The following is a 26,040-nucleotide window of genomic DNA, read 5'->3' as shown; positions in this document are numbered from 1 at the left end:
CCGCGGCGCTAAAATGGAGAGAACATGAACGTTTCGAATCGAGTCATTCGGCAGGGGATCGCGGTGACGCTGCTTCTCGGCGGAATTGCGATTGCCGACGACGCCCGTGAGCTCACCTGGGACGATCTGATTCCCGCTTCCGAAGCGACCGAGCAGCCGGGGAACAACTCGTTCGATCCGTTTGCGATGCCGGCCTTTCCCACGGGCGTGGTCGAAGAGCTCAACGGCGTTCTGGTGAAGATTCCGGGATTCGTCGTGCCCCTGGAGGTCTCCGAGGAAGGCAAAGTGAGCGAATTCCTGCTGGTTCCCTACTTCGGGGCATGCATTCACTATCCTCCGCCGCCCGCCAACCAGATTGTTTACATTACGGCGGAAGAGCCGATGGATCTCGAATCGACCTGGGAGCCGATCTGGGCGACGGGGGAACTGAAGACCGAGTTTCGCGAATCCCTTCTCGCTTATTCGGGATACACGATGACGGCCCAGGCAATAGAAATATACGAGTACTAGCCGACACGGCGTTGTATTGACCCGTTCCGGGACCGTAGTTAGGATTGAGTCCCGTTTTGCAGGCTGCCCCGCCGCCGGACGGGCCGGTTGCGGCGGCGCCTTAGGAGGAAAAAATGGCTGACAATTCTCCCACCGGCAGTTACGTCCAGATGGATGCCGTGGACTGGGTAGATTTCCCGCAAGGCCTGTGCGCAGGCGACATCAAGTGGAAGCTGCTGCACGTTTCGCCGGAAGCAGGAGCCTGGACCGCGATCTTCGATTGCAAGGCCGGTTCGTCTTTTGCCAAGCATGTGCACATGGGTCCGGGCGAGTACTTTCTTACCAAGGGGCGCATGCACGTTCGCGGCGGCACCGACGAAGGCGGCGACACCGCGGTGGCGCCGGGCTACGGTTACGAAGCCTGCAATGCCCAGCACGACCACACCGAATTCCCGGAGGACAGCGAGTTCTACATGACCTTCCTGGGTCCGCTGAACTTCCTGGACGACGATGGCAACACCATCGCGCTGGTCGGCTGCAAGCAGGTCCTCGACGCCTGGAACGCCACCGCCGGGAGCTGAGTTCCCGATGTCCGGTCAACCAGCCGCGGTAGAGGGGCAGGTCGTATCGGTCCCCGAAACCAGGGGATATGTGATGAACCAGACGATGCTGCGGATCAAGGATCCGCGGCGGTCGCTGGATTTTTATTCCCGGATCCTGGGGATGACGCTGATCAAGGAGTTCCGGTTTCCGGAAATGGAGTTCTCGCTGTATTTCATGGGCTACGTCACCGAAGACGACGAACCCATTCCCGACGGCGCCGAGGCGCGCGCCGCCTACGCGTTCCGGCAGAAGGCGATGATCGAGCTGACCCACAACTGGGGCACGGAGAGCGACGACGATTTCGCCGGCTACCACGACGGCAACGCCGATCCCCGCGGTTTCGGCCACATCGGGCTGTCCGTTCCGGACGTCTATGCGGCCTGCAAGCGCTTCGAGGAGCTGGGCGTGGAGTTCGTAAAGCGTCCGGACGACGGCAAGATGAAAGGGCTGGCCTTCATCAAGGACCCCGACGGCTATTGGATCGAAATCCTCGAAGCCGACAGCTGCGGCTCCATGGCCGTCGCCATGACCGGCTGATCTAGGCGGGGATTACGCGGCCGGGGTTGAGGATGCCCCTGGGGTCGAGGGCCTGCTTCAGGCGCCGCATCAGTTCGACTTCTTCGGGACTCCGCGACAGGTGCAGATAGTCGCGCTTGAGCACGCCGATGCCGTGCTCCGCCGAAATTGAGCCGCCGTGCGCTCCGGTCAGGCGGTAACCGATATCGAAGATGGTCGTCAGATCGCCTTCGCGGCGCGTGCTCACGAACAGGTGCAGGTTGTTGTCGCCGATGTGTCCGAACACCAGGTTGATGGCATCCGGTAACGCCTCCTTGAGTTCCGTGTCGAACTCATCCAGGAATTCCGCCATTTCGGCGATGTCCATGCTCACGTCCAGGCTCGCGTAGGGCAGAAGGTCGGCGGTGATCTCCGCCACGCCGTCGCGGATGTTCCAGAACGATTGCCGGTCCTTTTCCGACTGCGCGATCGCCGCGTCATCGATCAGTCCGGCCTCAAGCGCGCCGGCCAGGACTTCCTCGAATCGACGGCTGTCCGTTTCCTGGTCCGAGCCTTCCGCTTCCACCAGCGCGTAAATCGGGTAATCCCGGTCGAAAGGCGAGCGCAGGCTGTCGCTGTGCCCGATCACGCGGTCGAAATAGGGCGACCACATGACTTCATACGCGCTCACCGAGCCGCCCAGCTTGCCCTGCAGCTCACGGAGCAGCGAAACGGCAGGATCGAACGACCGCACGGCGCACAGTGCGGTGCAGGTGCTCTCAAGCATGGGATAGAGACGCAAGACCGCGCGCGTGATCACGCCCAGCGTTCCCTCGGTGCCCACGAACAACTGCTTCAAGTCATACCCGGCGTTGTTCTTGAGCATCTTGTTCAGGGAACTGATGACCGTACCGTCCGCCAGCACGGCTTCCAGTCCCAGCACCAGGTTGCGGGTCATGCCGAAACGTATGACCTGGTTGCCGCCGGCATTGGTGGCGATCGCCCCGCCGATATGGCAGGAACCGCGCGCGCCGAAGTCCAGCGGCAGATGAAATCCCGCGTCCCGCGCCGCTTCCTGGATCACCTGCAGCGGCGTGCCGGCCCAGGCGGTAATGGTCATGGCGGCTGCATCCAGCTCTTCTATGCCGTTGAGCCGCTCAAGCGACAGGGCCAACTCGCCCGCCTGCGGCGTGGCGCCGCCGGCCAGGCCCGTCATGCCGCCCTGCACGACCACCGGCTGCCCGAGTTCGTGGCAGGTCTTCAGCAGACGCGAGACTTCCTCCGTGGAGCCGGGGCGCACCACCACAGACGGGCGGAAAGCGTTTTCCGCGGTGAAATCCACGCTGTGGCGCTCGCCCACGGAGTCGCCGGTCATCAGGGAATGACCCTGCCGGCTGAGAACGGCGATGGTGTTCTCGTTGAGGTGTTCGCTCAAGCGGGAGCTCCGTCTGCAGCGCCGGTTCGGCGGCAATCCATTATGGCGCAATGGGATCGGACACGGAATGAGGTTTGCTTGATTCAGGCCGGAATATATGCAGAATCAATAGTTCGGTCAGTATTGGGGGACGCCAGCATGCTGAAGTTTTCAAGAAACTTTGCGTGGCTTGGATCAATAGCTGCGATCTCAGCTTTTTCCATTTCCTTACTGCCAGCAGGGACGGCGACAGCACAGGAGAGCGCCGCCGGGGAATTCGAAGAGATTGTGGTGACCGCGCGGAAACGCGCGGAGAGCCTGCTGGAGATCCCCGAGTCGGTATCGGTAATCACCGGAGCCGACATCGACCGCCAGAACATCAAGGGCCTGGAGGACGTGGGCTTCCAGATCCCCAACCTCAACCTGTCCACCCGCCTCGACGGTTTTCCCAACGTGTCCGTCCGTGGCCTGGGCGCTTTCGGCAATACGCAGGGCGTGGGCTTCTACCTCGACGATGTCCAGCTCTTCTCGGACGCCTCGTCGCGGTTCGGCGACCTTGAGCGCATCGAGGTACTGAAAGGGCCGCAGGGCACGCTGTACGGCGGAAGCAACATCGGCGGCGCGGTCAAGTTCGTCAGCGCCCGTCCGGACAGCGATTCCATGTTCGGGCGCGTCAAGGGCGTGGTCGGCGACCAGGGCATTTTCGACGTGGAGGGCAGCCTCAACCTGCCGCTGGGCGCAGGCGACTGGGCCATGCGGGCGTTCGGTTTCTGGGTGAGCAACGACGGATATCTGCGCAATCCGAATCCGACGCGGCTCAACGGAATCGCCGGCAACAACGACGAGGACATCGGCAATACGGAGGAATCCGGCGTGCGCGTTTCTCTGGCCGGGCCGCTGGGCGACAATCTCTCCGCGTACGTCTCGGTGCGCTCCAACGAGTTCGAAGGCCCGAACAACACCTGGATAAGGGAACTGGACGAGGGCAACCTCGAGCACCCCAACGAAGTGCCTGCCAGCAACAATCCACGCCACGAACGCGACACCACCTCGGGCATGGTGGAACTGGTCTGGGAGCTGAACGGCTACGACATCACGTCGGTGTCTTCCTACACAACCACCGAGAGCTTCCGCTATACCGATCTCGACCAGAGGGAGGAATACCTGCTCTCGCTTTTCCGTCCCGAGGACATGGACGTGCTGACCCAGGAAATACGCTTCACATCCACGGATGAGGGGCCGTTCCAGTGGCTGGGCGGCGTGTACTACTCCAAGTACGACGAAAAGATGGACTCCGACCTGGTCTGGTACGACACGGTGATCTATGCGGACGGCAATATCAGCGGTCCGCTGGGTTGCGCGGCCGGACTGATGTGCACCGGCGTCTGGGCCGGCGAAACCGTGACCGAGGCGGAGGAAACCGGTGAAGTTGCGCTGACGCCTTTCGAGAAACGCATCCGCGACAAGAGCCACCTCGCTGCGTTCATCAACGCCACCTACGACATGGGCGACTGGGAACTGGGCGTGGGCTTGCGCGCCGACCGCTGGAAGAACGAGACGCTGCGCTTCAGCACCAACCACACAGGCAGCGACAGCGGTACGGAGATTCTTCCGAGGGTTTCCGTGACGCGCTGGCTCAGCGATGATTCGATGCTTTACGGTACGGTCGCGCGCGGATTCGAACCGGGCGGTTTCAATATCAGCGAGGACGTTCCGGACTACTTGCCGGCTTTCGATTCCGAGGACGCCACCAGTTTTGAGACAGGCTGGAAGGGCCGCCTGATGGATGGCCGGGGATCGGCAACGATTGCGGCCTACTTCATCGACTACAACCAGCGCCAGATCGAAACGCAGATTCCGGCCGAGGGCGCAGGTATCGTTGAACTGATCAACAACGTCGGCGACTCCAAGCAGTTTGGCGTGGAGGCGGAAGTCAGTGTGGCGGTGAGCGATGCTCTATCCGTGGCGTTGTCCGCCGGCTGGATCGAGGCCGAGTGGGACAGCGGCACGAGCGTGGTGTCCGGCGCCGACGCCGACGGCAATCCGATATTGAAGGACATCGGCGGGGACACGCCGCCGGTTACACCCGACTTCAGTTGGAACGTGGCCGCCGACTACGTGCAGCCGCTGGCCAACGGAATGACCTTCAACGCCAGCGTGCAGGTCAGCCATAACGGCAAGTACACGGGCTTGCGATTGTCCGATCCGGCCGGTGTCAGCGTGGTCAACCCCAGCTTCACGCTGGTGGGCGCCCAGTTCAGCCTGGCCAGCGAGAGATGGGAATGGGCAGTGAACATCGAGAACCTGCTGGACGAGGACTACTACACCGATGTGCAGACCTTCCCGGACTTCTTTTTCCTGGACGGCGATGCGGACGAGATCATCGTGATCGGTACGCTGGGCCAGCCGCAGCTCATTACGGCGAGCATCAGCTACTCGTTCTAGCGACTGCCTGAAACCCGCAAGACGCGAAAGCCCGGCGAAATCCGGGCTTTCGCTTTTCGGCGCCCCTGGGAGTGGGGGCATGTCCCCCACAGCGTCCCCGCCCTCGAAGAGAGCTGCTAGGCCCTCTTTTCCGGATCACGCGGAGGCGATGATCCGCTCTACCGCGCGCGCCAGCACCTTCAGCCCCAGCACAATGTCCTCTTCGCGCGTGTCCTCGGAGATGTCATGGCTGCGGCCGCCGATGCTGGGCACGAACATCATCGCGGAGGGGATCAATGGCGCGAGCATCGTCGCGTCGTGGCCCGCGCCGCTGGGCATGCGAATGCTCGATGCGCCGAGGTCGCCGGCGGCCTTCTCCAGGTGGCGCAGGATGGATTCGTCCATCGGGTTCGGACGGATCCCCGCGCCCGCGACGACTTCCGCGGAAACGCGGTGCCGTTTCGCCACGTTCGCTGCGCTATCGTGGATGTATTGCCTGATGCGATCGAGCACGGACTCCGACGGATCGCGGTACTCCACGCCCAGGCGGGCCTGACGGGTCACGACGTTGTAGGCGCCCGGGTCCATCGCCACGATCCCCAGGTTCCAGACGGTCCGGTCGCTCCCCTCTACGCTGCAGAATCGCGCAAATTCGTCGGCAAATGCGTACAGCGCGGCAGCCGCGTCCCGGCGCAGTCCCATCGGCACGGTGCCCGCGTGATCGGCCTGGCCCGTGAACACGACCTCACAGCGGGACACGCCAACGATGTCGGTCACCAGTCCGATCCGCTTCCCGGCGGTCTCCAGTACCGGGCCCTGTTCGATGTGCGCCTCGAGGTAGGCCGCGTGGCGCGCCGGTTCGCAGCGCAACAACTCCCGCCCGGCGTAACCGGCCGCTTGCAATGCGCTTTCCAGCTTTTCGCCCCGTTCGTCCCTGAGCTTTCCGATATCCGACTCGTCCACTTTACCGGCGAACACGGCGCTTCCCAGCAGACTGGCGAACCGTCCTTCCTCGTCGATGAAGGAAATCACCTCCACGCCCGGGTCGTCCCTTCGGCCGGCCTCCACGCAGGCCCGCGCAATCTCCAGTCCGAAGATCACCCCCATCGAGCCGTCCAGCCACCCGCCCTTGGGCACCGAATCGGTGTGCGAGCCGATCAGGATGTGCCGCCGGCTGCCGGGGGTGCGTCCGGCCACGCTGCCGATTCCGTCGATTCGCGCATCGAGCCCCGCAGCCCGCATTCGCGCCAGCAGCCAGTCGCGAGCGGCCAGGTCCTCTGGTGTGAGCGAGCGCCGATTGACGCCGGTGCCCAGTTTGCCGAACTCCGCAAGCGCGCGGAGGTCCGCGAGCATCCGCTGCGGATCGATCGGCAGCATCGGGCCACCCTCCGATTGGTGAGAATCAGATTACTTCTTGCGCTTCAGTTCTATAGTGACGTGGTTCTCTTCGCTGACCTTACCGTCCTGCATGCTCCACCAGCGGGTCGTCAAGCGATCGTCGCCGTGGAAAACATACTCGGCGCGGTGCATGTGATTGGCGTCGGGCGAGGCCAGGTTGGTGACGCTCTCGAACTGCAATTCGACGCGGTTCTCGTCATCCGTGGCCTTCACTTCCATGCGGGGCTGGTTGCCGGCGGCGCAGTAGTGCGTCATCAGCACCCGGTCGCCGTCGGCGTGGTACATGTTGACCATTTCGACTCCGTCGGGACTGCCGGGCGCCATCACTTCCACCAGGGCGGAACCGGCTGCCGTGAGCCGGAACGTGGAGCCGATCATGTCGGTCTCCTCACCGTTCTCGTCCAGAAACATCCAGTCGCCTTCCAGCGCGGCGAGTTTCTCCATTACGCTCTTTTCGTCCGCCGCGGCGGCGCCACCCGTCAGCATCAACGCCAGCAGCGTCGTGCCCGAAATCGCAGTTCTGATATTCATGATTGCCCTCTCTTCGGATTTTTTAGGTCAGTCAGTCCAGCAGCAGGCCGCCGGATATGTTGGTAATTGTGCCCGTCACGTGCCCGGCCGCGTCGGAGCAAAGGAAATCCGTCATTGCCGCGCACTCGTCCGCGGTGCCGAGGCGGCCCAGCGGCGCCCGTTTGCCCAGCAAGGCGCGCCGCTCCGGCCCGAGGCGGTCGAGCATGGGCGTATCGATCGGGCCGGGTGCGATCGCGTTGACCCGAATGCCGTCGGCCGCCCACTCGCGGGCGAGATAGCGGACAATGCCGATGATTCCGGCCTTGGCCGCCGTATAGGCGGGGCCGGACAATTCGTTGCCGCCGTTGATCGCATTGGTGGACGAATACATCAGCATGGCGCCGCCGGTCTGCTTGAGATGCGGATGCACGGAGCGCGCCAGCAGGAACGTCGACGTGAGATTGACGTCGACGACCCGGTTCCAGTCCTCCAGCGACACGTCCACGAACGGCCCCTCTCCGGTGATCCCCACGGTGTGCACCACCCAGCGGGGAGGACCCAGTTCGTCGGCGCACCGCGCGACGGCGTCCGCGACCTGGGCTTCGTCGGTTGCTTCCGCCGGCAGCGCCAGTCCGGCCGGCGCCTCCTGCCCCGGCAAAACCATCGCCCCCACCGCCAGCCCACGCTCAACGAACCGCTCAACGACGGCGGAACCGATGCCTCCCGCCGCACCCGTTACCAGCGCACACTCCATGTTGCCCCTCAGTCCGCGCTCCCGGCGGATTCAATCAAGCTCAGGCGGCCTTGGGCACCACCAGCGCGGCCTGGATGCCGTCAAGCATGCTCCACCGCAGCGAAGCGGACGCCCGAACCGCGGCGATGGCGCGCTCCTGGAGGGCCTCGGTGGTGGCGTAGCGGTCGGTCAGTTCCAGGCCGATATGGGCGTGTTCCTCGTCGCCCTCGATATGAACGTGAAAGAACTCCATGTCGTCCTCGGTGAAACCCATCTTGCGCATCGCCTTGACGTAGGCGGGATATAGAGTGGGCAGCTGGCCTTCCAGCGCAACCATGATCCCGGCCGCCGACTCCGCCAGGTGACGAATCGTGGACAATTCCCATATCCAGGCGCGCATGGCCCGCGTGGTGGGGAGGATTTCGTCGCGCAGGGCCGCATTGACGACATCGTCGCGCGACAGGCCGCAAGCTTCGGCGAATTTGATCAGCAGGTCCGGATGCCGTTTTTCCGGCGTTTCCGGCATTTCCTCGCCCAGCAGGTTTTCAAGCAGGTGCTGGCGCGCGTCGAGGTCAGGCAGCCGGGCATAGAGCGCGGCGAACTGCTGCGGGATCGGGGCGATGTAGTAATAGTGCTGCACCGCGTAACGCCCCAGTTGTTCGCGGGACAGGGCGCCCTGCGCCCACATCCGGCTGAACGGGTGTCCGCCGCCGTGGCGCGGCTTGCGCGCGGCTTCCAGTGCGTCGAAAAATTCTTGTTTTTTCAGCATGTGATCGTTATCTCCTAGGGATGCGCCGCTCCCTTTCGACCGGCGCAATTGGTTCGGCCGGGCGCTAGTGCATTTCCTCGCCGCCGGTCACGTTCAGCGAGTCGCCGTTGATGTAGATGGCCTGATCGGAACACAGGAACGCCACGGCGTTGGCGGTGTCCGCGACCTTGCCCTCGCGGCGCATCGGATTCCGCGTGCGGATATTGTCGATGTACTGCTCCAGCGTCAGGCCGAAGTGATTGGAAAAATAATCGTTCTGGACGGCGCCCAGGCCGGTCGTGACGTGGTTGGGACAGACGGCGTTTACGGTGATCCCGTGCGGCCCCAGTTCCAGGGCGCAGGTTCGCGTCAGGCCGACGAGGCCGTGCTTGGACGCCGTGTAGGCGGCCATGTGCGGGAAACTGGATTTCGCCGCCTGGCTTGCGATATTGATGATGCGCCCGCCCTCGCCCTGACTGATCATCCGACGGGCGGCGTGCTTGGTGCACAGAAAGGGCCCCTTGAGGTTGACGTCCAGGACCGCGTCCCACTTGTCTTCCGTGAGTTCCGTGCAGGCGTCGATCAGGTATCCGATTCCGGCGTTGTTGACCAGGATGTCCAGCCGGCCGAAGCGCTCGACGGCGTGCGCCACCGCCGCTTCGACCTGGGACTCGTCGCGCACGTCGAGCGGGAAGGCGTCGGCGACCCCGCCCCGGTCCCTGATGCCCTGCACCACGGCCCGCATGGAATCGGTGGCGCCGATGTGCCGGTCGGGCATGTGTTCGTCCGGCGATTCGCCCAGGTCCGTGATCAGTACGCCGGCTCCGCATTCGGCCAGCTTCGAGGCGATACCTTCACCCAGTCCGCGCGCGCGGCCCGCTCCGGTAACGAGCGCGACCTTGCCGCTCAGATCGTAGTTTTTCATGCAGTGGATTTTATCCCCTGTTCGCCTTGCCGCTCCCGCCCGGGCGGTCAGGCGTTGACATCGATCACGACTCTTCCGCTGATCCGTCCGTCCAGAATTTCGTTGGCCAGCGCGGGAACCTCCGACATGGGCGCCACGCGATAGATATCGGCGAGTTTCGCCGTATCGACGAGTTCGGCGAGCGCGTCCCAGGCCCGCCGGCGCCGCTCCTGCGAAGCCATGACGGAATCGATGCCGCGCAGGGTCACGCCGCGCAGGATGAACGGCATGACCGTGGTCGGAAGGCGGAACCCCCCGGCCAGTCCCACCGCCGCCACCAGGCCGCCGCGGCGAGTCTGCGCCAGGGCCGTCGCCAGCGTGCTGCTGCCGACGGAATCCACGGCCGCCGCCCAGGTCTCGGACTCCAGCGGCCGCGAATCGCGCGCCAGTTCGTCACGCGCGATGGTTCCGGTGGCGCCCAGCGACTGCAGGAACTGCGCGCCGTCCGGCTTGCCCGTTACTCCGGTGACCTGATAACCGAGCGCGGCGAGCAGCATGATCGACACGGCGCCCACGCCGCCCGTAGCCCCGGTAACCAGGGCCGGCCCGGCGTCGGGAGTGAGCCCCGCATCCTGAATCGCAAGAACGCTCAGCATGGCGGTGTAGCCGGCCGTGCCCAGTGCCATCGTCTGTTCCGCGGTGAACGCCTCCGGGACCGGCACCAGCCAGTCGCCCTTCAGGCGCTGCCGCTGCGCGTAGCCGCCCCAGTATTTTTCGGAGAGCTCGTAGCCGTTGACCAGCACCCGGTCGCCGGCCTGGAAACGGCCGTCGCGCGATTCGCGCACGATCCCGGCCAGGTCGATGCCGCACACCATGGGCAGGCGTCGGCAGATCTTGCCGCGTCCGCTGACTGCCAGGCCGTCCTTGTAATTGAGCGTGGAATGGCTGATCTCCACCAGCACGTTCTCGTCGGGAAGGTCCGCCGCGGTGAGCGCCTCGAGTCGGCCCTGAACCTTGCCGTCGCGCTCGCGCGCCACGATGGCATTGAATGTGTCGCTCAAGTGTTCGCTCCCTGGTCAGACCTTCGGGGCCGCCAAGATGCCCCGAATCGGCATCGGAATCAAGCGCCTCAGCGGCGGGCGAAGGAGTTGGTCCAGACGGCCCAGGCGGTGAGGCCCAGCAGGGCCAGCAGCACCCAGCCGGGCATCGACAGTCCGAGCAGCGACCAGTCGACTTCGGCGCATTCCCCGGAGGCGGTGAGCGCTTCGCGGACGGCGGTGATCACGCCGAAGTTCTCGACGATGAAATCGAAGCTGGCACCGCAGGGCGGCACGGCGCCCTCGGGCTGGCTCTGGATCCAGAGGTGGCGTATCGCCACGCCGCCGCCGGACAATCCCACGGCGGCGCAAAGCACCGAATACGCGTGGCGGAACCAGTCGGCCGGGCGATGCAGGGCGGCAAGCAGAAAAGCCAGGCCCATTCCGACGACCGCAAAACGTTGCAGGATGCAAAGCGGGCAGGGCGCGTAACCCTGGACATGCTCGGCGAACAGCGCGTAGCCGAACAGCAGAAAGCAGGCGGCCGCGCCCAGCAGGTTCAGAGGGCGGGAGCCGGCGTTCAGCAGATTGGCGATCAGCGACTTCATGCGGGTGGCCGATTCTCGCACAATCGGGCCAGCGTGGTTTCGAATTTCCGGCCCTCCTCATCGGCCAGCGCCGCGTCGCGCAACTCGCGCACGGCGCCCGCGGGATCGTTGCCGTCCCTCAGGGCCGGCAACGCCTCAACGATAGCGCGGTAGCGGCCCAGGCCCCGCTCGAAAGTCTCCCCGTATCCCTTCACCAGTTGCTGGCAGGCGGCCATTTCCACCGCAAGCTCGTAGTCGTGCTGGGCCAGCTCCGAAAGTGTGACCAGCCATTCGCGAATGCGCTCGTCCTCCTCGCGGTGCCGCAGGGAACTCAGGCGCCAGACGCGCGTGCGCGCCATCGCGCGCATCAGGAGGTATCCCCAGAGACGGTCGGTGGAGATCTTCCGGCCACCGGTGAAGGCCTGCAGTATCCGGCGTGTGAGGCCCGATCTCATCAGCGGCGCTCCCAGCCAGGCCGGCAGGCTGCCGCAGATTTCCTCCACCCGCGGACTCAGGTAGTCCACGATCCGCATGAGCCGGCCTCCGCCGGCGCCGACTTCCGCCTGCACGCGGGCAAAGCGGGCCGCTCGGGTCTTGAGGTCGGCGACCCGCGCCGTGTCCTCGTAGCTCATCCACAGCGCCAGGCCGCGGGCGGTTTCGAGCAGCAGCGTGTATTGGCGGGCTGCGCTGTCGAGTTCCAGGACGGAGCGCAACCGGTCGAGGTACAGGCCGGCGTAGCGGTGGTTCTGGTAGTCCACCAGACGGTGCACGCCGATTCCCAGCAGGTCCGCGCAGGCGCCCGGGAACTCCTTCGACACCCGCTCCATCAGCGCTTTCGCCTTCGGGTTGCGGGGTAGCGGCACCGGGTCGTACGGCGGTGCGGATTCCGTACTCGCTACGGCGGCATCTCCGCCGGCAGCAGCTTCGGCCCGCGCCTTGCCGGCTTCGAATGCGGCGAGGTTGCGTTCCAGGGCCCGGCTGCTCGCCCGGATTGCCTGCTCGCAGGCCTCGGCGGAAAAGGGCAGGGCGCCGGAGCCCGCCAGGGCGCCCAGCACGACCGAGCTGATCACGCTGCGGTGCTCGCGGGCCAAGGCCTCCATGTCCAGCGCCACCAGGCGTTTCGCGCTGGCCCGCGCCACCTGGAGAACGGAATCGCTGTCCGCGAGCCCGTCGCCAAGCGCCGATTTCTCGCCGATCGTGAATACCCGGTGGGTGGAAGCGACCAGGGTCGTGCGCTCGCGCGTCACCAGTCCACGCTGCATCGCGCGGCCCGCTTCCATCAGTTCCGATGCGACCACGAGGTCCACGTCGCCCGGCTGCGGCATCAGCGCAAGCACGGGGTCCGCACCCGCCTTCTCCGCGGCCGCGCGGGGGAAGAATTCCAGATAGTAGAGTGTGGCGCCGGTGCGCTGGGCGACGCCCGGCACGGAGGTCGCCTGCGCGATGAAGCCGCCGGCTTCGGCCGCGTCCAGGAGCCATTGCGTCAATACGCCGCCGCCCTGACCGCCGAGGGCCGCGATGGCCAGCTTGAATACCCGGGGAGCCGGTTCCTCTTCTACCACGCGAGGGCCCGCTTGCGCTGCGTCCGTCTCTGCAGAAAACCGATCAAGGCGCGCCGCAGCCCTTGCATGAAACGCTCGACCGCGCCCGGGTTGTCCACCAGTTCCGCGTGGTAGAAAGATGGACAGAGCACGGCCGCGTGCGCGACCTCGCCGCATACCCCGCAACCCACGCAGTCGTAGTCCACCGCCGCCACCGGCGCGCTCCGCAGCGGATCGGGGTTTGGTTTGACGGTCAGGGACGGGCAGCCGGACAGCCGGATGCAGGAATGATCGCCGGTGCAGGTTTCCGCGTCCACGCCGTAGTGCTTGCGCGCAACCCGCATGCCGGCCTTGCGCCGCCGATTGAGCAGAGGCCGGATGCGCCGCTGACGATTGAGCTGGCATTCGCCCTGGGCCACGATCACCTTGGGCCCCTTCTCGCGCGTGCTCATCGCCTCGCGCAGGATCCTGAGCGTGCCCTTCATGTCGTAGGTATTGAGGCTTCGAACCCAGCGCACGCCCACGCCGCGCACGGCGTCGGCGATCGACAGGCGGGCGGTGCGGCGCGGAGCATCGGCCTCCGACGAGGGGATCCATTGTCCGCCGGTGGCCGCGGCATAGCCGTTGTCCACGATGATGGTCACGCCGTCGTGCTCGTTGAACACCGCGTTGCCGATGCCGCTGGTCAGGCCGTTGTGCCAGAAGCCCCCGTCGCCCATGATCGACACAGGACGCTTATCGCCTTGCGTGTGCAGTGCGGAGGCCGCCGCGCTTCCCAGCCCGTAGCCGAGGATGCTGGCGCCCAGGTGGAAGGGCTCGAGGCTGGCGAAGGAATGACAGCCGATGTCTGCGCTCACGTGCACCGGGCCGATCTCCTTCTGCAGCAGTTTCAGCGAAGAGAACAGCGGACGTTCGGGGCAGCCGGTGCAGAGGCCGGACGGCCGTTCCGGCACCCTGGCGGCCAGTTGCGAGGCGGGAAGCAAAGGTTGTTCAGTGACCGGATTCAGCAGGCGGGGGCCGTGTTCTTCGACAAAGGCGCGGATTCCTTCCGTGAGTACCGCGCCGGTATATTCGCCCGCCATCGGGAGGGGGCCCTTGCCGAGCACCCGGGCTTGCAGGTCGGCGCGGCGCAGGAACTGGTGGGCGGCCTGCTCGATGTGCTCGGGCTGGCCTTCCTCGACGATCAGCAGCGCGCGCTTGCCCGTCGCGAATCGCACGAATTCCTCCTCGACCAGGGGATAGGTGGCATTGAGCACGTAGAGCGGCACTCGCGAGCCGCCGAAAGCGTCGGCCAGGCCCAGGTGTTCCAGGGCCCGCAGCACTCCGTTGTAAAGACCGCCCTGGAGCACGATCCCAAGATCGCTTTCCGGACCATCGATGAACTCGTTGAGCTTGCTGTCCCGGATGAAGCGCACCGCGGCCGGCCAGCGCTGATCGGTCTTCTCGCGTTCCTGCTCGTAGGTGTAGGGCGGCAGGATGATGCGCGACGGGTCGCGCTGCGGCGCATTGAGCGCGTCCGCGGCCGTGAACGGCGGACGGCGGTTGTCGCTGGCAATGAAGCTCCCGTACAGATGGCAGGCGCGGATGCGCAGCATCAGCATCACGGGCGTATTGCTGGCCTCGGACAGCTCGAAGCCCTGCTGCACCGCGGTCACGATGCTGTCCAGCCGGGGTTTGGGATCGAGCAGCCAGAGCTGCGATTTCATCGCGAAGGCGTGCGTGCGCTCCTGCATGATGCTGGAGCCCTCGCCGTAGTCCTCGCCGAGAATGATCAGCGCGCCGCCCTTGACCCCCGCCGAAGCGAGATTGCCGAGCGCGTCGCTGGCCACGTTCGTGCCCACGGTGGATTTCCAGGTCACCGCGCCGCGCAGGGGGTAGTTGATGGAAGCCGCCAGCGTGGCGGCCGCGGTGGCTTCGCTGGCGCTGGACTCGAATTGCACGCCCAGCTCGTTCAGGATTTCGCCCGCGTCGGCCAGCACGTCCATCAGGTGCGAGACCGGTGCGCCCTGGTAGCCGGCCACGTAGGCCACGCCGGACTGCAGAAGCGCCTTGGTGACCGCGAGTATGCCCTCGCCGCGGAATTCCTCGCCCGCGGTCAGGCGCAGCAGTTCAACTTCCTTCGCGAATGATCGTTCGGCCACTTCCCACTCCCGCGCAGAGCGCGTGGAAACGTGTCAAGTGTACTACCCGGCACCCCGGTCCGCGTTTGTTCAGGAGCCCAGGTTTTTCAGTCTTTCCAGTTGTTCGCGCAGGCTTTGAAGATCGCGTTTCAGTTCTTCCCGGCGGTCATGCACGCCCTGGACGACGTCGGGCGGGGCCTTCTCCAGGAACTGCGGGTTGGCCAGTTTTTTCTCGGCCGCCTGCAGGGCCTTTTCGGCCTGGGCGAGAAGCTTGCCGAGGCGGGAGCTTTCGGCCGCCGGGTCGATCACGCCGGCCAGGGGCGTCAGAAGCCTCAGCTCGCCGTGCAGGGCCGACGCGGCGGGTGGCGCCTCGGCGTTCGCTGCGAGCAGCGTGAGTTTGTCTATTCCGGCCATCGGGTAAAGGAGCTCCGACAGCGATTCCATCCGCTCGCGGTCTTTTCGGCCGCCGCCCTGGACCAGCACTTCCAGCCGGCGGCTTGGCGGCAGGTCCAGCTCGCCGCGGATCTGCCGCATTCCCAGAACGAAACCCTGGAGCCACTCGATCTCGGCTTCGGCCTCGCGGTCCTCGGGAAAACCATCGGCTTCCGGCCAGGATGCGATCATCACGCTTTCGCCCCCGGTTCCCGCCAGCGAGGCGGTGCGTCGCCACAGCGCCTCGGTGATGAACGGCATGATCGGATGCAGCGCCCGCAACACGGTCTCCAGCACGCGAACCAGCGTATGCCGGGTTGCGGCGGCGGCACGTTCGTCGCCACCGGCCAGCACGATCTTCGCCAGTTCCAGGTACCAGTCGCAGTATTCGCGCCAGACAAAGTCGTACATGGCGCGGCTGGCCAGGTCGAGCCGGTAGCCGTCCAGCCCCTGGGCGGTCGCCTTGAGGGCCTTGCCTAGGCGGGAGACGATCCAGCGGTCGGCGGGCCCAAGGTGGGTGTCTTTCGATGGCGGGATGCCCTCGCTCCCGGGACTTGAGGGCGGGGCGTCCTCGCTCCCGGGCTGCTGCATGAAGACAAAGCGGGCGGCGTTCCACAACTTGGTGCAGAAATTGCGGTAGCCGGCGGTGCGGTCGAGGTCGTAGCGGATGTCCTGGCCGGTGCTGGCCATGGCGGCGAAACTGAATCGCACGGCGTCGGCGCCGAATGCCGGAATGCCTTCGGGGAACTGCTTGCGCGTCGCGCGCTCGATCTCCGGCGCCAGTTGCGGCTGCATCAGCCCGGCCGTTCGCTTCTCCACCAGGCTGTCCAGGTCCACGCCGTCGATCAGGTCGAGGGGGTCGATCACGTTGCCCTTCGACTTGGACATCTTCTGGCCTTCGTGGTCGCGGATCAGGCCGTGCACGTAAACCTCCCTGAATGGCACGTCGCCCATGAACTTCAGGCCCATCATGATCATCCGCGCGACCCAGAAGAACAGGATGTCGAACCCGGTCACCAGCACCGTGCCCGGATAGAAGCGCTTCAACTCCGGCGTTTCCTCCGGCCAGCCCAGGGTCGAGAACGGCCACAGGGCCGAGGAAAACCAGGTGTCGAGCACGTCCTCGTCCCGACGCAGCGGATAGTCGTCCGGCAGCTTGTGCCGTTGACGCGCCTCGGCTTCGTTGCGGCCGACGAAGACCTCGCCGTCCTCGCCGTACCAGGCGGGTATCCGGTGCCCCCACCAGAGCTGGCGGCTGATGCACCAGTCCTCGATGTTGCGCATCCACTCGAAATAGGTCGCCGCCCAGTTTTCGGGAACGAAGCGCACCCGTCCGTCCTCCACCGCGGCGATGGCGGGCTCGGCCAGGGGTGCGGCGCGTACGTACCACTGGTCGGTCATGAAGGGCTCCAGCACGGCCTGCGAGCGGTCCCCCCGCGGAACGGCGTGGCGGTGCTTGTTGACGCCCGCCAACGCCCCCTGCTCCCGGAGCGCTTCCACCACCGCCTTGCGGGCATCGAAGCGGTCCAGGCCGACGAATGCCGAAGGCGCGGCGTCGTTGATGCGGGCGCGGGCGGTGAGCACGTTGATTGCGGGCAGGCCGTTGCGCCGCCCGATTTCATAGTCGGTGAAGTCGTGCGCGGGCGTGACCTTGACGCAGCCGGTGCCGAACTCCGGATCCACCGCCTCGTCCGCCACGATGGGGATTTCCCGGCCGGTCAGCGGCAGGCGCACCATCCGGCCGACGAGTTGCCGGTACCGTTCATCGGCGGGATGCACGGCCACGCCGGTGTCGCCCAGCATGGTCTCCGGGCGTGTCGTATCCACTTCCACCACGCCGCCGCCGTCCGCCAGCGGGTAGCGCAGACGCCACAGGTGACCGTCCTCCTCGCTGGAAACCACTTCCAGGTCGGACAGCGCGGTCTGCAGCACGGGGTCCCAGTTAACCAGCCGCTGTCCGCGGTAGATCAGGCCCTCTTCGTGCAGGCGCACGAAAACTTCCCGGACCGCGCGGCTGCGCGCTTCGTCCAGCGTGAAGCAGTCGCGTGAGAAGTCCAGCGACGCGCCCAGCCTCCGCAGCTGGTCCCCGATACGCCCGCCGGACGACTCCTTCCAGGCCCAGACTCGCCGGACGAACTCCTCGCGACCCAGTTCACGGCGGTTCAGGCCCTCGGCTTCGAGCTGCCGCTCCACCACCATCTGGGTGGCGATGCCGGCGTGGTCCACGCCCGGCTGCCACAGGGTGCGGTCGCCGCGCATGCGGTGGTAGCGGGTGAGCGCGTCCATCACCGTGTCCTGAAAGGCGTGCCCCATGTGCAGGCTGCCGGTGACGTTGGGCGGGGGTATGACGATGCAGAAGGGCGGTCCGTTCCCGCGCGGCGCGAACCATCCCGCCTCCTCCCACCGGCGATAGGCCTCGCCCTCAATCTCCGCCGGCCGATACCTTTCCGCCAGCGCCCGCCCTTTCATGCCCCCTTCTTCCCGGAGACGCATGAATCCATCCATGGAGCTTGCTCCGGCATCCCTGCCTCCAATACTCCTGGAAGAAGGGGGCATGAAAGGGCTACTGGTTCAGCAGGAACTCGGTGAGCAGGGGTACGGGGCGTCCCGTGCTGCCCTTGCTGCCCCCCGTCTTCCATGCCGTGCCGGCAATGTCCAGGTGCGCCCAGCGGGCGTTCTTCACGAATCGTGACAGGAAGCAGGCAGCGGTCGTGGCCCCGGCGAAGCGCGAGCCGATGTTGGCCATGTCGGCGAAGTTGCTCTTCAGTTCGGGCATGTATTCCGGTCCCATGGGCAGCCGCCAGACCGGATCGCCGGCCTTGTCGCCTGCCGCTTGCAGGTCCTCGGCGAGGCCGTCGTTGTTCGCGAACAGGCCGCTGTAGTGGCGCCCCAGCGCCATCAGGCAGGCGCCCGTCAGCGTGGCGACGTCCACCACCTTGGACGGTTTGTAACGCAACGAATAGTAGAGCGCATCCGCCAGTATCAGCCGGCCTTCGGCGTCCGTATTGAGAATCTCGATGGTTTCGCCGGACATCGCCTTCACGATGTCGCCCGGCTTGGTGGCGCGGCTGCCGGGCATGTTCTCGACTGCCGCCGCCAGGACCACCAGGTTGATCGGCAGCCGGAGTTCGATCGTGGCGTGCAGGACGGCCAGCACCGAGCCCGCCCCGCTCATGTCGAACTTCATCTCGTCCATCGACCGCCCGGGTTTCAGCGAAATCCCGCCGGTGTCGAAGGTCACGCCCTTGCCCACCAGCGCCACGGGGGGAGATTCGTCCGACGCGCCCTTGTAATGGAGCACGATCAGCCGGGGCTTCAACTCGCTGCCTTCGCAAACCGACAGCAGCGAGTTCATCCCCAGTTCCTTCATTTCGTCTTCCTGCAGGATCTCGGCGGTGACGCGGGTGCTGCGGCGCGCCAGCTTGCGCGCTTCCGATTCCAGGTAGGCCGGAGTGCATACGTTTGCCGGCAGGTTGCCCAGTTCCCGCGCATAGTTGCGGGCCCGTCCGATGGCGCGGCCCTGCCTCAAGCCCAGTTTTGCCTGCGCCTCTTCCTCCTCGCCATCGATCGCGACGGTGAGCCGGCGGTCCTTCGGCCGTGTGTCCTTGACCCGCTTGCGGGTCGCCTTGTAACGATAGGAGGCGTAGAGCCATTGCTCGGCGAAACTACGCGCCTTGCGCGTCGAGTCCATGCCCGGCACGTCTTCCAGACCCATCAGGCTTACCACCGTGGTTGCGCTCGACCGCTCGGCCCGCTTCACGGCGGCCTCCACGGCCTTGCGCCAGCCGGTGGCATCCAGCTTGTCCTTGTTGCCGAGGCCGGCGAGCAGCAAATGGCGCACTCCCAGGCGGCCCGTATGGGTAAGAAGCAGCGTTTCCCCGGACTTCCCGCGAATGTCCCCCGAAGCCATGGCGTTGGCGATCAGATTGCGCAGACCCGCGCTCAGACCGGTGGTGGCCCTGGCCGGCTTTCCGTCCTGATAGACCGGTGCGATCGCCAGGTCAGCTTGTAAACTGTTCAAATTCTGCGTGGTGATATCGAATTGCATGTGGTCGCCTCTTGAAAACCCGGCCAACGCTGCTGTTTTACGGGAACCGGCGCAGGCCGTAACGGTGGCTCATTCTATTGCCTTTGAGAAATGATGCGGATACTGGACCGGTATCTCTTTCGCGAAGGTCTGACGGCGTTCAGCGGCGCGCTTGCGGTGCTTCTGGTGCTGCTGGGCACCAACCAGTGCGTGCGAATACTGTCGGCTGCCGCGTCGCAGGATCTGCCCCGCGACGCCGTGCTGCCGATGATCGGCTACACCTGCCTGCAGTACCTGCCGGTGATCATGCCGGCGGCGCTGTTCTTCGGCCTGCTTCTCGCCCTGGGGCGCATGTATCGCGACTGCGAGTTGCCGGTGATCCGCGCCTGCGGCTACGGCGCCCGTTCCCAGCTCAAGCCGGTGCTGGCGCTGGCCCTGCCGGTGGCGGCGCTGGCCTGCTGGATGACCCTGGACCTTGCGCCCGGCGCGCGCCGGGCAGTGGATGAACTGGAACGGGAAGCGGCGTCCATGGGCGATCTGCGCCGTCTGGAACCGGGCCATTTCGTTTCCATGGGCGGCCAGGGCGTGGTCTATTCCGAGGAGGCGGATGAGCAGGGCCGGCTCTACCGCGTGTTCGCCCACAGGCGCGTGGACGGGCGCATGCAGGTCATCGTGACCGACCGGATGGCGCTTCAGGAAACCGCGGACCCGCTGGTGCGCATGGTGACCTTCTACGACGGCGTGCTGTACGACGGATGGCCCGGCGAGGCGCAGATCCGCATCGTGCGCTTTGCCGAGCACGGCATACCGGCGATCCTGCCCGAAACGGTTTCCGCGGGGATGAACATGGACGCGGCACCCAGCGCGGAACTGTGGTCGAAAGGCGATCCCGAATCGCTGCTGGAACTTCAGCGCCGCCTTTCGGCCCCTCTGGTCTTGCTGATCCTGGCAGTGATGGCGCTGCCCCTGAGCCGCCGCCTGCCGCGCCAGAGCCGCTTCGCATCGCTCCCCTGGGCATTGCTGTTGTACGTGATCTACACCAACCTGGTTACCGCGGCGCTTTCCTGGGCCCAGCAGGGAATCACGCCGCTATGGCTCGGCGTGTGGTGGGTTCACCTGCTGCTCGCCTGCGCGGCCGCGGCGTATTTCGGGATGGGCGATTCGCACCTGATCAGGCAATTCGGCCGGCGTATCCGCGCCATGCAGACGGCATGACGCTTCTTGACCGCTACCTGTTGCGCGGAGTCGTCCCGCTTGTGCTCATGTGCCTGTGCGCGCTGGTGTCGCTTTCGTTGTTCGTGGACTTCGCCCAGCAGTCCCGCATGGCGGGCCAGGGCGCCTACACGCTGCTGGACGGTCTCGCCTACTCCGCGTTGCGCATTCCGCAATTCGCGTTCGACGCGCTGCCCGCGGCCGCCATCATCGGAAGTTTCCTTGCGCTGGGCAATTTTTCCGCGCACCACGAACTGACGGTGGCGAGGGCTTCCGGCGTGTCGGTGCTCCGGCTTTCGGTTCCGGTGTGGGCCGCGGGAGCGCTTTTCGTTGCGCTGGCGGCGTTCCTCGGCGAATCGCTGGCTCCGCCGATGCACGCCCTGGGCAAACGCATGCGGGCTGCCGCCCTGAATCCGGCGCCGGCTCTGACCCAGGGAGAGAGCGTCTGGATGCGCGACGGCGACCTGATTCTGAACCTGCGCCCCGGGGGCGACGAAGAGGGCTATGCGAGCGCCTTACTGTTCCGCCTGGCGCCGGAGGGCATCCGCAGTTTCGGCCGGGCGCGGGCGGCGAGGATCAACGAGGACGGAAAGCTCGAACTCGGGGGCTATGAAGAGACCATGGTGGGCGAGGACGGCGCACAGGTGTCGTACAGCGATCTCAGGGTCACCGAGACCCGCCTGAGCCCGGATATCGTCGAACTGGTCGAACTGCGCCCCGAGCTGATGACGGTCGGCAGCCTGTTGCGCTACGCGCGCTACCTGGAGGCGAACCAGCTGAGCGGTCTGCGCTTCCGCCTGGAAATGCAATCCCGGCTTGCGACGATGGCGGCAGTGGCGCTGATGTGCGTGCTGGCGTTGCCGCTCGTTTTCACCAATCGAAGGACCCTCGGTGGCAGCGCCCGCGCCGCACTGGGCCTGGGTATCGCGCTGATCTGGTTTCTGGCGAACCGCGGGGTGGCCGAAGCCGGTCAGCTCTACGGCCTGGCGCCGTGGTTGGCCGGCTGGGCGCCTACCCTTGTGCTCGGCATAGCCGTGGTCCTGCTCCTTGTGCGCGCCGACCGCTTGCGCTGGCGCCGGGCTCCCGATTGATGGCTGCTGCAGGAACATTCGCGGGCATGTCGCTCAACCGGGACGTTCGGCCGGTGAACGCGGCCGGACTGCTGCTGGGCGTCTGCTGCCTGGCATTTTGTTTCGTCGGTCTGAACATGGTGCAGCCATGGTTGCTTGAGCATCATCTCAATCTGCCCGCCTCGGAAATGGGCGATGCCACGGGAACGCTGGGGGCAATCGGACAGATCATCACGGTATTCCTGGCGGGAGCGACGGGCGCGCTGGCCGACCAGAAGGGACGGCGGCTGGTGCTGACTCTGGGCGTGGTGGTCATGGCGCTGGGCATTCTGGTTGCGCCGCTCGTGTCCACCTTGTCCGGACTGATCGTGTCCCGCACGATCTTCTCCATCGGGCGCACGGCCGTGGCGGCGTGCTTCCTGATCGTGGTCGCCGACTACGTGCAGGAAAACAGCCGGGGCAAGTGGAACGCGTTTCAGGGCGTGACTTTCGGGATCGGATCGATAGTGGCCGCAGTAGTGATCGTCGGAATGCCGAAGTGGCTGCTCGAAAGAGGCTGGAATGTCATTGATGCCGGATACGCGACACACTTCCTGATGGTCGGAGCCGCGGGAGTATCGGCACTGGTCCTGGCGCTGATGCTGCGTGCGGACGGTCCTCGCGAGGGGGTCGAACATCAGGGCTTGTGGGCGCTCATTCGTCAGGGTGTCGCACAGATCAGACATCCCGGCGTTCGGCTGGCCTATCTGGCGGGCTTTGCGGCGGGGGCAAACATGGCCGTGATCGGCACGTATCTGAGCCTCTGGACTACGGGCCATGCGGTGGCAACCGGGGCGGGCTTCGCGCAGGGACTGGCTCTGGCCGGCGTGTTGATGGTGATTATCCAGCTGGTCTCGATGGCCGCCATGCCGGCCATCGGTGTTCTAAACGATCGAACCAGACCGCTTTTCGCACTTCAGGTTAGTCTTGCTTTCGCAGTCGCGGGCTATGGTTCGACGTTTTTTATTGCCGATCCTTCCTCGGTATCCGGCCAGCTGTCCGCCGCTCTGCTGTCCATTGGTCAATCCGCCGTGATCATTTCGTCCCAGGTGTTCGTTCAGGCGGAGGCGCCGCTCAAGGTTCGCGGCACCGTAATCGGCTTCTACACGGTGTGCAGCGGGCTCGGGGCGGCCGTAATACTGAAGCTGAGCGGCTATATATTCGATGCAGGGCTGCTGACCGGGCCATTCGTGCTGACGTCGGCCGTGAACGCCGCCGTGCTGGTATTCGCGGTCCTGCCGGGAGTGTCGATGACCCGTCAGCGGACCCCGGCAGGGTAGGGTAGTGGCGCTCCCTAGGGGAATCGAACCCCTGTTTCCAGATTGAGAGCCTGGCGTCCTGACCCCTAGACGAAGGGAGCGTTTCGTGCCTGATAAGGCGCGGTGCGATATTATAGGCAGCCGAATAAAGGCGTGCTTCACACGCGCGCCGTGCCATCCGTGGCTGGAGTTTCGACCTCGATCAAGACAACGGCGCTGAAAATCAATTCGGGCGAACCGCGCATTGCCGCGCGGCAGCTTCCGTCCAATGTCGTCAGGGTGCTACGCGGCCTGCACCGGGCAGGCTATCGCGCATGCGTGGTCGGCGGGGGCGTGCGCGACCTGCTGCTGAATCTTCAGCCCAAGGACTTCGACATCGTGACCGACGCCAGGCCGGAGCAGGTAAAGAAGCTGTTCCGCCGGGTGCTGCTGATCGGGCGCCGGTTCCGGCTCGCGCACGTGATGTTCGGCCGCGAATTCATCGAGGTCGCCACGTTTCGCGGTTCGGGTAACGAGGCCTCGGATCCGGAGGGCTCCGTTGTTCGGGGAACCAACGGGCGCATCCTGCGTGACAACCGCTTCGGGAGCCTGGAAGAGGACGTGCTGAGGCGCGATTTCACGATCAACGCGCTGTACTGGGACTATGCCGACAAGCGCATTATCGATCACGTCGGCGGCCTCAAGGACATCGCCAGGCGGCGGCTGCGCCTGATCGGGGAACCGCGATTGCGCTTCGAAGAGGACCCGGTGCGGATGCTGCGCGCGGCGCGCTTCGCGGCCAAGCTCGGCTGCGAGCTCGACGTACGGTGCGCCGAGCCGATTCCGGAAATGGCCCGGCTGCTGCGGGCGGAGCCGCCCGCCCGCCTCCTCGAAGAGGTGCGCAAGCTGTTCCTTGGCGGTCACGCCGTTTCCAGTTTCGAAGAACTGCGCCGCTTCGGACTGCTCGACGAACTGTTCCCGTTCCTGGGCCCCTGGATGGATGAGGAGCCGCGGGCCGAAGGATTCGTTCGCGACGCACTCGCTGCGACCGACAAGAGGCTGAGCGAGGGTTCACATGCCAGCCTGATGTTCCTGTTGTGCGTGTTCTACTGGGGGCCGATTTCCCGGGCCGTGGCGCCCGGCGGCAGCAGGATACCCCGCTATACGCAGATTACCGATGCCTTTCGCCGGATGGTTCGCGACAGCCAGTACGGACTGCGCCCCACCAAGAAGATGATGGCGGACATGGAGCATGTACTGGGGCGGCAGGCGCTGTTGCAGGCCAGGCCGCGCCGGCGCGTGAACCAGACGCTGAAGCACCCCCTGTTCCGCCCGGCCTATCGCCTGCTGTGTCTGCGCCGGCGTCTGGCCGAGATTGATGAACAGTGTGTTCTCTACTGGCGCAAGAGGGCGGGTTCGGCCCCTTCACGCTCCTGGTCGAAGCGTCGCCGCCACGGACCGGGCCGCGCCGGGGGCCGGAGCGCCAATGGAAATGAAAAAAAGGTCCGGTAGCGGCCGATACATCGCCGTCGAAGGCTGCATCGGCGCCGGCAAGTCCACGGTGGCGCACTTGCTGGCGGAGCGGATGAACGGAGAACTGATCGTGGAGGCGCCGCACGGCAACCCCTTCCTGGAGCGCTTCTACAACGGGGTCACCCAGGCTGCGCTGCCGTCGCAGCTCTATTTCCTGCTGCACCGCACGCAGCTCGCCGAGCGCATCAAGAAGGACGACCTCTTTCCCACAACGCGCATCAGCGATTTCCTGCTGGAGCGCGACCGGGTCTATGCCGAGTGCACGCTGGCGTCGGACGAATTGCAGGTCTACGACATGGTGCGCGGGGCCGTCTCGATCGACCCGCCCGTGCCCGACCTGGTGCTGTTCCTGCAAACCTCGGTTCGTACCCTGCTCAAGCGGATCGCCAACCGCGGCATTCCGATGGAACGGCGCATAACGGCCGAGTATCTCGAACTGCTTAACGAGGCGATGGCGCGATTTATACTGGACTACGACGAGGCGCCGGTCCTGATAGTGAACACCGAAGCCATTGATCTGGTGAACAATGATGCGCACATCGAACTGCTGCTCAACGAAATGGAACAGGTCCGGTCCGGCCGCACCTACTTCGATCCCAGCGGCCTGGTCGTCTGATCATCGCAGGGCGTGACACGACACTAGGAATCGCACGTGTACGTTCAACTGAAGCAGCGCGACATGCGCAGGCCTCCGGTAAACGTGAGCACGCTGGCGCGGATGAAGAAAGAGCGCGAGCCGATCGCCTGCCTTACCGCCTACGACGCCAGTTTTGCGCGGCTGGTGGACCGGTCCGGCGTGGACCTGGTGCTGGTAGGCGATTCCCTGGGCATGGTCATTCAGGGACATGACACGACCGTTCCGGTAACGGTCGAGGACATCATCTATCACAGCCGGCACGTGGCCCGGGCGCTCACCCACGCCTTCCTCGTGGCCGACATGCCCTTCATGAGCTACAGCGAGCCGGAACAGGCGCTGGACAACGCCGTGCGGCTGATGCAGGAAGGCGCCGCGATGATGGTCAAGCTGGAAGGCGGCGAGGGCCAGCGCAGGATCGTGGAGCACCTGGCCCGGCACGATATCCCCGTTTGTGCGCATATCGGACTGCGGCCTCAGTCGGTGCACAAGATCGGCGGATTCAAGGTGCACGGACGCGATCCCTCGCAGGCGGAGCAAATGGTGACCAGCGCGCGCCGGCTGGAGGAGGCGGGGGCGGACGTGGTCCTGCTCGAATGCGTTCCCAACGAGCTGGGCAGGGCGATCGCGGAGGAGTGCCGGGTGCCCGTTATCGGGATCGGCGCGGGGCCCGACGTCGACGGACAGATCCTGGTCCTGTACGACATGCTCGGCATCACGCAGGGTCCGGTGCCGAAATTCGTACGCAACTTCATCACCGCAGCGGACGATCCGCAGGCCGCCTGCGAGGCCTACGTAGAGGCCGTAAAGTCCGGCGAATACCCCGCTCCCGAGCACTGCTTCTCCTGAACC

At 65.6% G+C, this 26,040-nt stretch carries 22 protein-coding genes and 1 tRNA gene; 10 read left to right on the top strand and 13 right to left on the bottom strand.

Annotated elements, in window-relative coordinates; translation table 11 throughout:
• The first annotated feature begins 24 nt into the window (after positions 1-24).
• The 3 genes from F4036_04860 (at position 25) to gloA (ending at position 1,629) form a co-directional block, all read left to right on the top strand.
• On the top strand, positions 25-510 hold the full coding sequence (locus tag F4036_04860; GenBank protein MYK37073.1) for a DUF3299 domain-containing protein: 486 nt from the start codon (positions 25-27) through the stop codon (positions 508-510).
• A gap of 113 nt (positions 511-623) precedes the next feature.
• Positions 624-1,070 carry an acetylacetone-cleaving protein gene (locus F4036_04855; protein ID MYK37072.1) on the top strand — a complete coding sequence of 149 codons (447 nt, stop codon included), beginning with the start codon at positions 624-626 and terminating at the stop codon, positions 1,068-1,070.
• Between the two features lie 7 nt (positions 1,071-1,077).
• Positions 1,078-1,629 (top strand): lactoylglutathione lyase, encoded by a 552-nt coding sequence (gene gloA, locus F4036_04850; protein MYK37071.1) that lies wholly within the window; start codon positions 1,078-1,080, stop codon positions 1,627-1,629.
• 1 nt (position 1,630) lies between these two features.
• On the opposite strand, the gene F4036_04845 is transcribed toward gloA, so the two are convergent.
• Positions 1,631-2,962: an FAD-binding oxidoreductase gene (locus F4036_04845; protein ID MYK37070.1), complete on the bottom strand. Its 1,332-nt coding sequence runs from the start codon at positions 2,960-2,962 to the stop codon at positions 1,631-1,633.
• Positions 2,963-2,968: 6 nt separating this feature from the next.
• On the opposite strand from F4036_04845, the gene F4036_04840 reads away from it, so the two are divergent.
• Positions 2,969-5,446, top strand: a complete 2,478-nt coding sequence (locus tag F4036_04840; protein MYK37069.1) for a TonB-dependent receptor — start codon at positions 2,969-2,971, stop codon at positions 5,444-5,446.
• Between the two features lie 135 nt (positions 5,447-5,581).
• On the opposite strand, the gene F4036_04835 is transcribed toward F4036_04840, so the two are convergent.
• The 11 genes from F4036_04835 to F4036_04785 all read right to left on the bottom strand — a co-directional run bounded on the left by F4036_04835 (position 5,582) and on the right by F4036_04785 (position 19,483).
• Positions 5,582-6,802: a M20 family metallo-hydrolase gene (locus F4036_04835; protein ID MYK37068.1), complete on the bottom strand. Its 1,221-nt coding sequence runs from the start codon at positions 6,800-6,802 to the stop codon at positions 5,582-5,584.
• Positions 6,803-6,832: 30 nt separating this feature from the next.
• On the bottom strand, positions 6,833-7,354 hold the full coding sequence (locus F4036_04830) for a hypothetical protein (GenBank protein ID MYK37067.1): 522 nt from the start codon (positions 7,352-7,354) through the stop codon (positions 6,833-6,835).
• 31 nt (positions 7,355-7,385) lie between these two features.
• A complete protein-coding gene (locus F4036_04825) occupies positions 7,386-8,087 on the bottom strand; it encodes an SDR family oxidoreductase (protein MYK37066.1) in 702 nt (233 codons plus the stop codon).
• A gap of 40 nt (positions 8,088-8,127) precedes the next feature.
• Entirely contained in the window at positions 8,128-8,835 is a 708-nt protein-coding gene (locus tag F4036_04820) for a hypothetical protein (protein ID MYK37065.1), read from the bottom strand.
• Positions 8,836-8,899: 64 nt separating this feature from the next.
• The gene (locus F4036_04815; GenBank protein MYK37064.1) at positions 8,900-9,739 is read right to left on the bottom strand and encodes an SDR family oxidoreductase; all 840 of its coding nucleotides are present in this window, start codon (positions 9,737-9,739) and stop codon (positions 8,900-8,902) included.
• A 47-nt stretch (positions 9,740-9,786) separates the two neighbouring features.
• Positions 9,787-10,779, bottom strand: coding sequence for an oxidoreductase (locus F4036_04810; protein MYK37063.1), 993 nt, complete (start codon positions 10,777-10,779; stop codon positions 9,787-9,789).
• Positions 10,780-10,847: 68 nt separating this feature from the next.
• On the bottom strand, positions 10,848-11,363 hold the full coding sequence (locus F4036_04805; protein ID MYK37062.1) for a disulfide bond formation protein B: 516 nt from the start codon (positions 11,361-11,363) through the stop codon (positions 10,848-10,850).
• A complete protein-coding gene (locus F4036_04800) occupies positions 11,360-12,904 on the bottom strand; it encodes an indolepyruvate oxidoreductase subunit beta family protein (GenBank protein ID MYK37061.1) in 1,545 nt (514 codons plus the stop codon). The genes F4036_04805 and F4036_04800 overlap by 4 nt, the downstream gene beginning before the upstream one ends.
• Positions 12,898-15,024 carry an indolepyruvate ferredoxin oxidoreductase subunit alpha gene (locus tag F4036_04795; GenBank protein ID MYK37060.1) on the bottom strand — a complete coding sequence of 709 codons (2,127 nt, stop codon included), beginning with the start codon at positions 15,022-15,024 and terminating at the stop codon, positions 12,898-12,900. Before F4036_04795 ends, F4036_04800 begins: the two co-directional genes overlap by 7 nt.
• 69 nt (positions 15,025-15,093) lie before the next feature.
• A complete protein-coding gene (locus F4036_04790) occupies positions 15,094-17,904 on the bottom strand; it encodes a valine--tRNA ligase (GenBank protein MYK37059.1) in 2,811 nt (936 codons plus the stop codon).
• 94 nt (positions 17,905-17,998) lie between these two features.
• Positions 17,999-19,483 (bottom strand): leucyl aminopeptidase, encoded by a 1,485-nt coding sequence (locus F4036_04785; GenBank protein MYK37058.1) that lies wholly within the window; start codon positions 19,481-19,483, stop codon positions 17,999-18,001.
• Positions 19,484-19,573: 90 nt separating this feature from the next.
• Between F4036_04785 and lptF the strand changes: the two genes are divergently transcribed.
• From lptF to F4036_04770, 3 genes are read left to right on the top strand one after another with little or no spacing between them, the layout of a single operon-like run.
• Positions 19,574-20,677, top strand: coding sequence for an LPS export ABC transporter permease LptF (lptF, locus tag F4036_04780; protein ID MYK37057.1), 1,104 nt, complete (start codon positions 19,574-19,576; stop codon positions 20,675-20,677).
• Complete coding sequence (lptG, locus tag F4036_04775) at positions 20,554-21,765, top strand: LPS export ABC transporter permease LptG (protein ID MYK37056.1); 1,212 nt, start codon at positions 20,554-20,556, stop codon at positions 21,763-21,765. The genes lptF and lptG overlap by 124 nt, the downstream gene beginning before the upstream one ends.
• A complete protein-coding gene (locus tag F4036_04770) occupies positions 21,765-23,063 on the top strand; it encodes an MFS transporter (protein ID MYK37055.1) in 1,299 nt (432 codons plus the stop codon). Before lptG ends, F4036_04770 begins: the two co-directional genes overlap by 1 nt.
• A 5-nt stretch (positions 23,064-23,068) precedes the next feature.
• On the opposite strand, the gene F4036_04765 is transcribed toward F4036_04770, so the two are convergent.
• A tRNA-Glu gene (locus F4036_04765) sits at positions 23,069-23,143 on the bottom strand.
• Between the two features lie 22 nt (positions 23,144-23,165).
• On the opposite strand from F4036_04765, the gene pcnB reads away from it, so the two are divergent.
• The 3 genes from pcnB (at position 23,166) to panB (ending at position 26,037) form a co-directional block, all read left to right on the top strand.
• Positions 23,166-24,533, top strand: a complete 1,368-nt coding sequence (gene pcnB / locus F4036_04760) for a polynucleotide adenylyltransferase PcnB (protein MYK37054.1) — start codon at positions 23,166-23,168, stop codon at positions 24,531-24,533.
• Entirely contained in the window at positions 24,400-25,170 is a 771-nt protein-coding gene (locus tag F4036_04755) for a deoxynucleoside kinase (protein ID MYK37053.1), read from the top strand. Before pcnB ends, F4036_04755 begins: the two co-directional genes overlap by 134 nt.
• Before the next feature lie 63 nt (positions 25,171-25,233).
• On the top strand, positions 25,234-26,037 hold the full coding sequence (panB, locus tag F4036_04750) for a 3-methyl-2-oxobutanoate hydroxymethyltransferase (protein MYK37052.1): 804 nt from the start codon (positions 25,234-25,236) through the stop codon (positions 26,035-26,037).
• Positions 26,038-26,040 lie beyond the last annotated feature (3 nt).

Source organism: Gammaproteobacteria bacterium (assembly GCA_009845905.1).
GTDB lineage: Bacteria > Pseudomonadota > Gammaproteobacteria > Steroidobacterales > Foliamicaceae > Foliamicus.
Note: the sequence above shows the minus strand (reverse complement) of the source record. Positions and strands in the feature narration are given on the sequence as shown.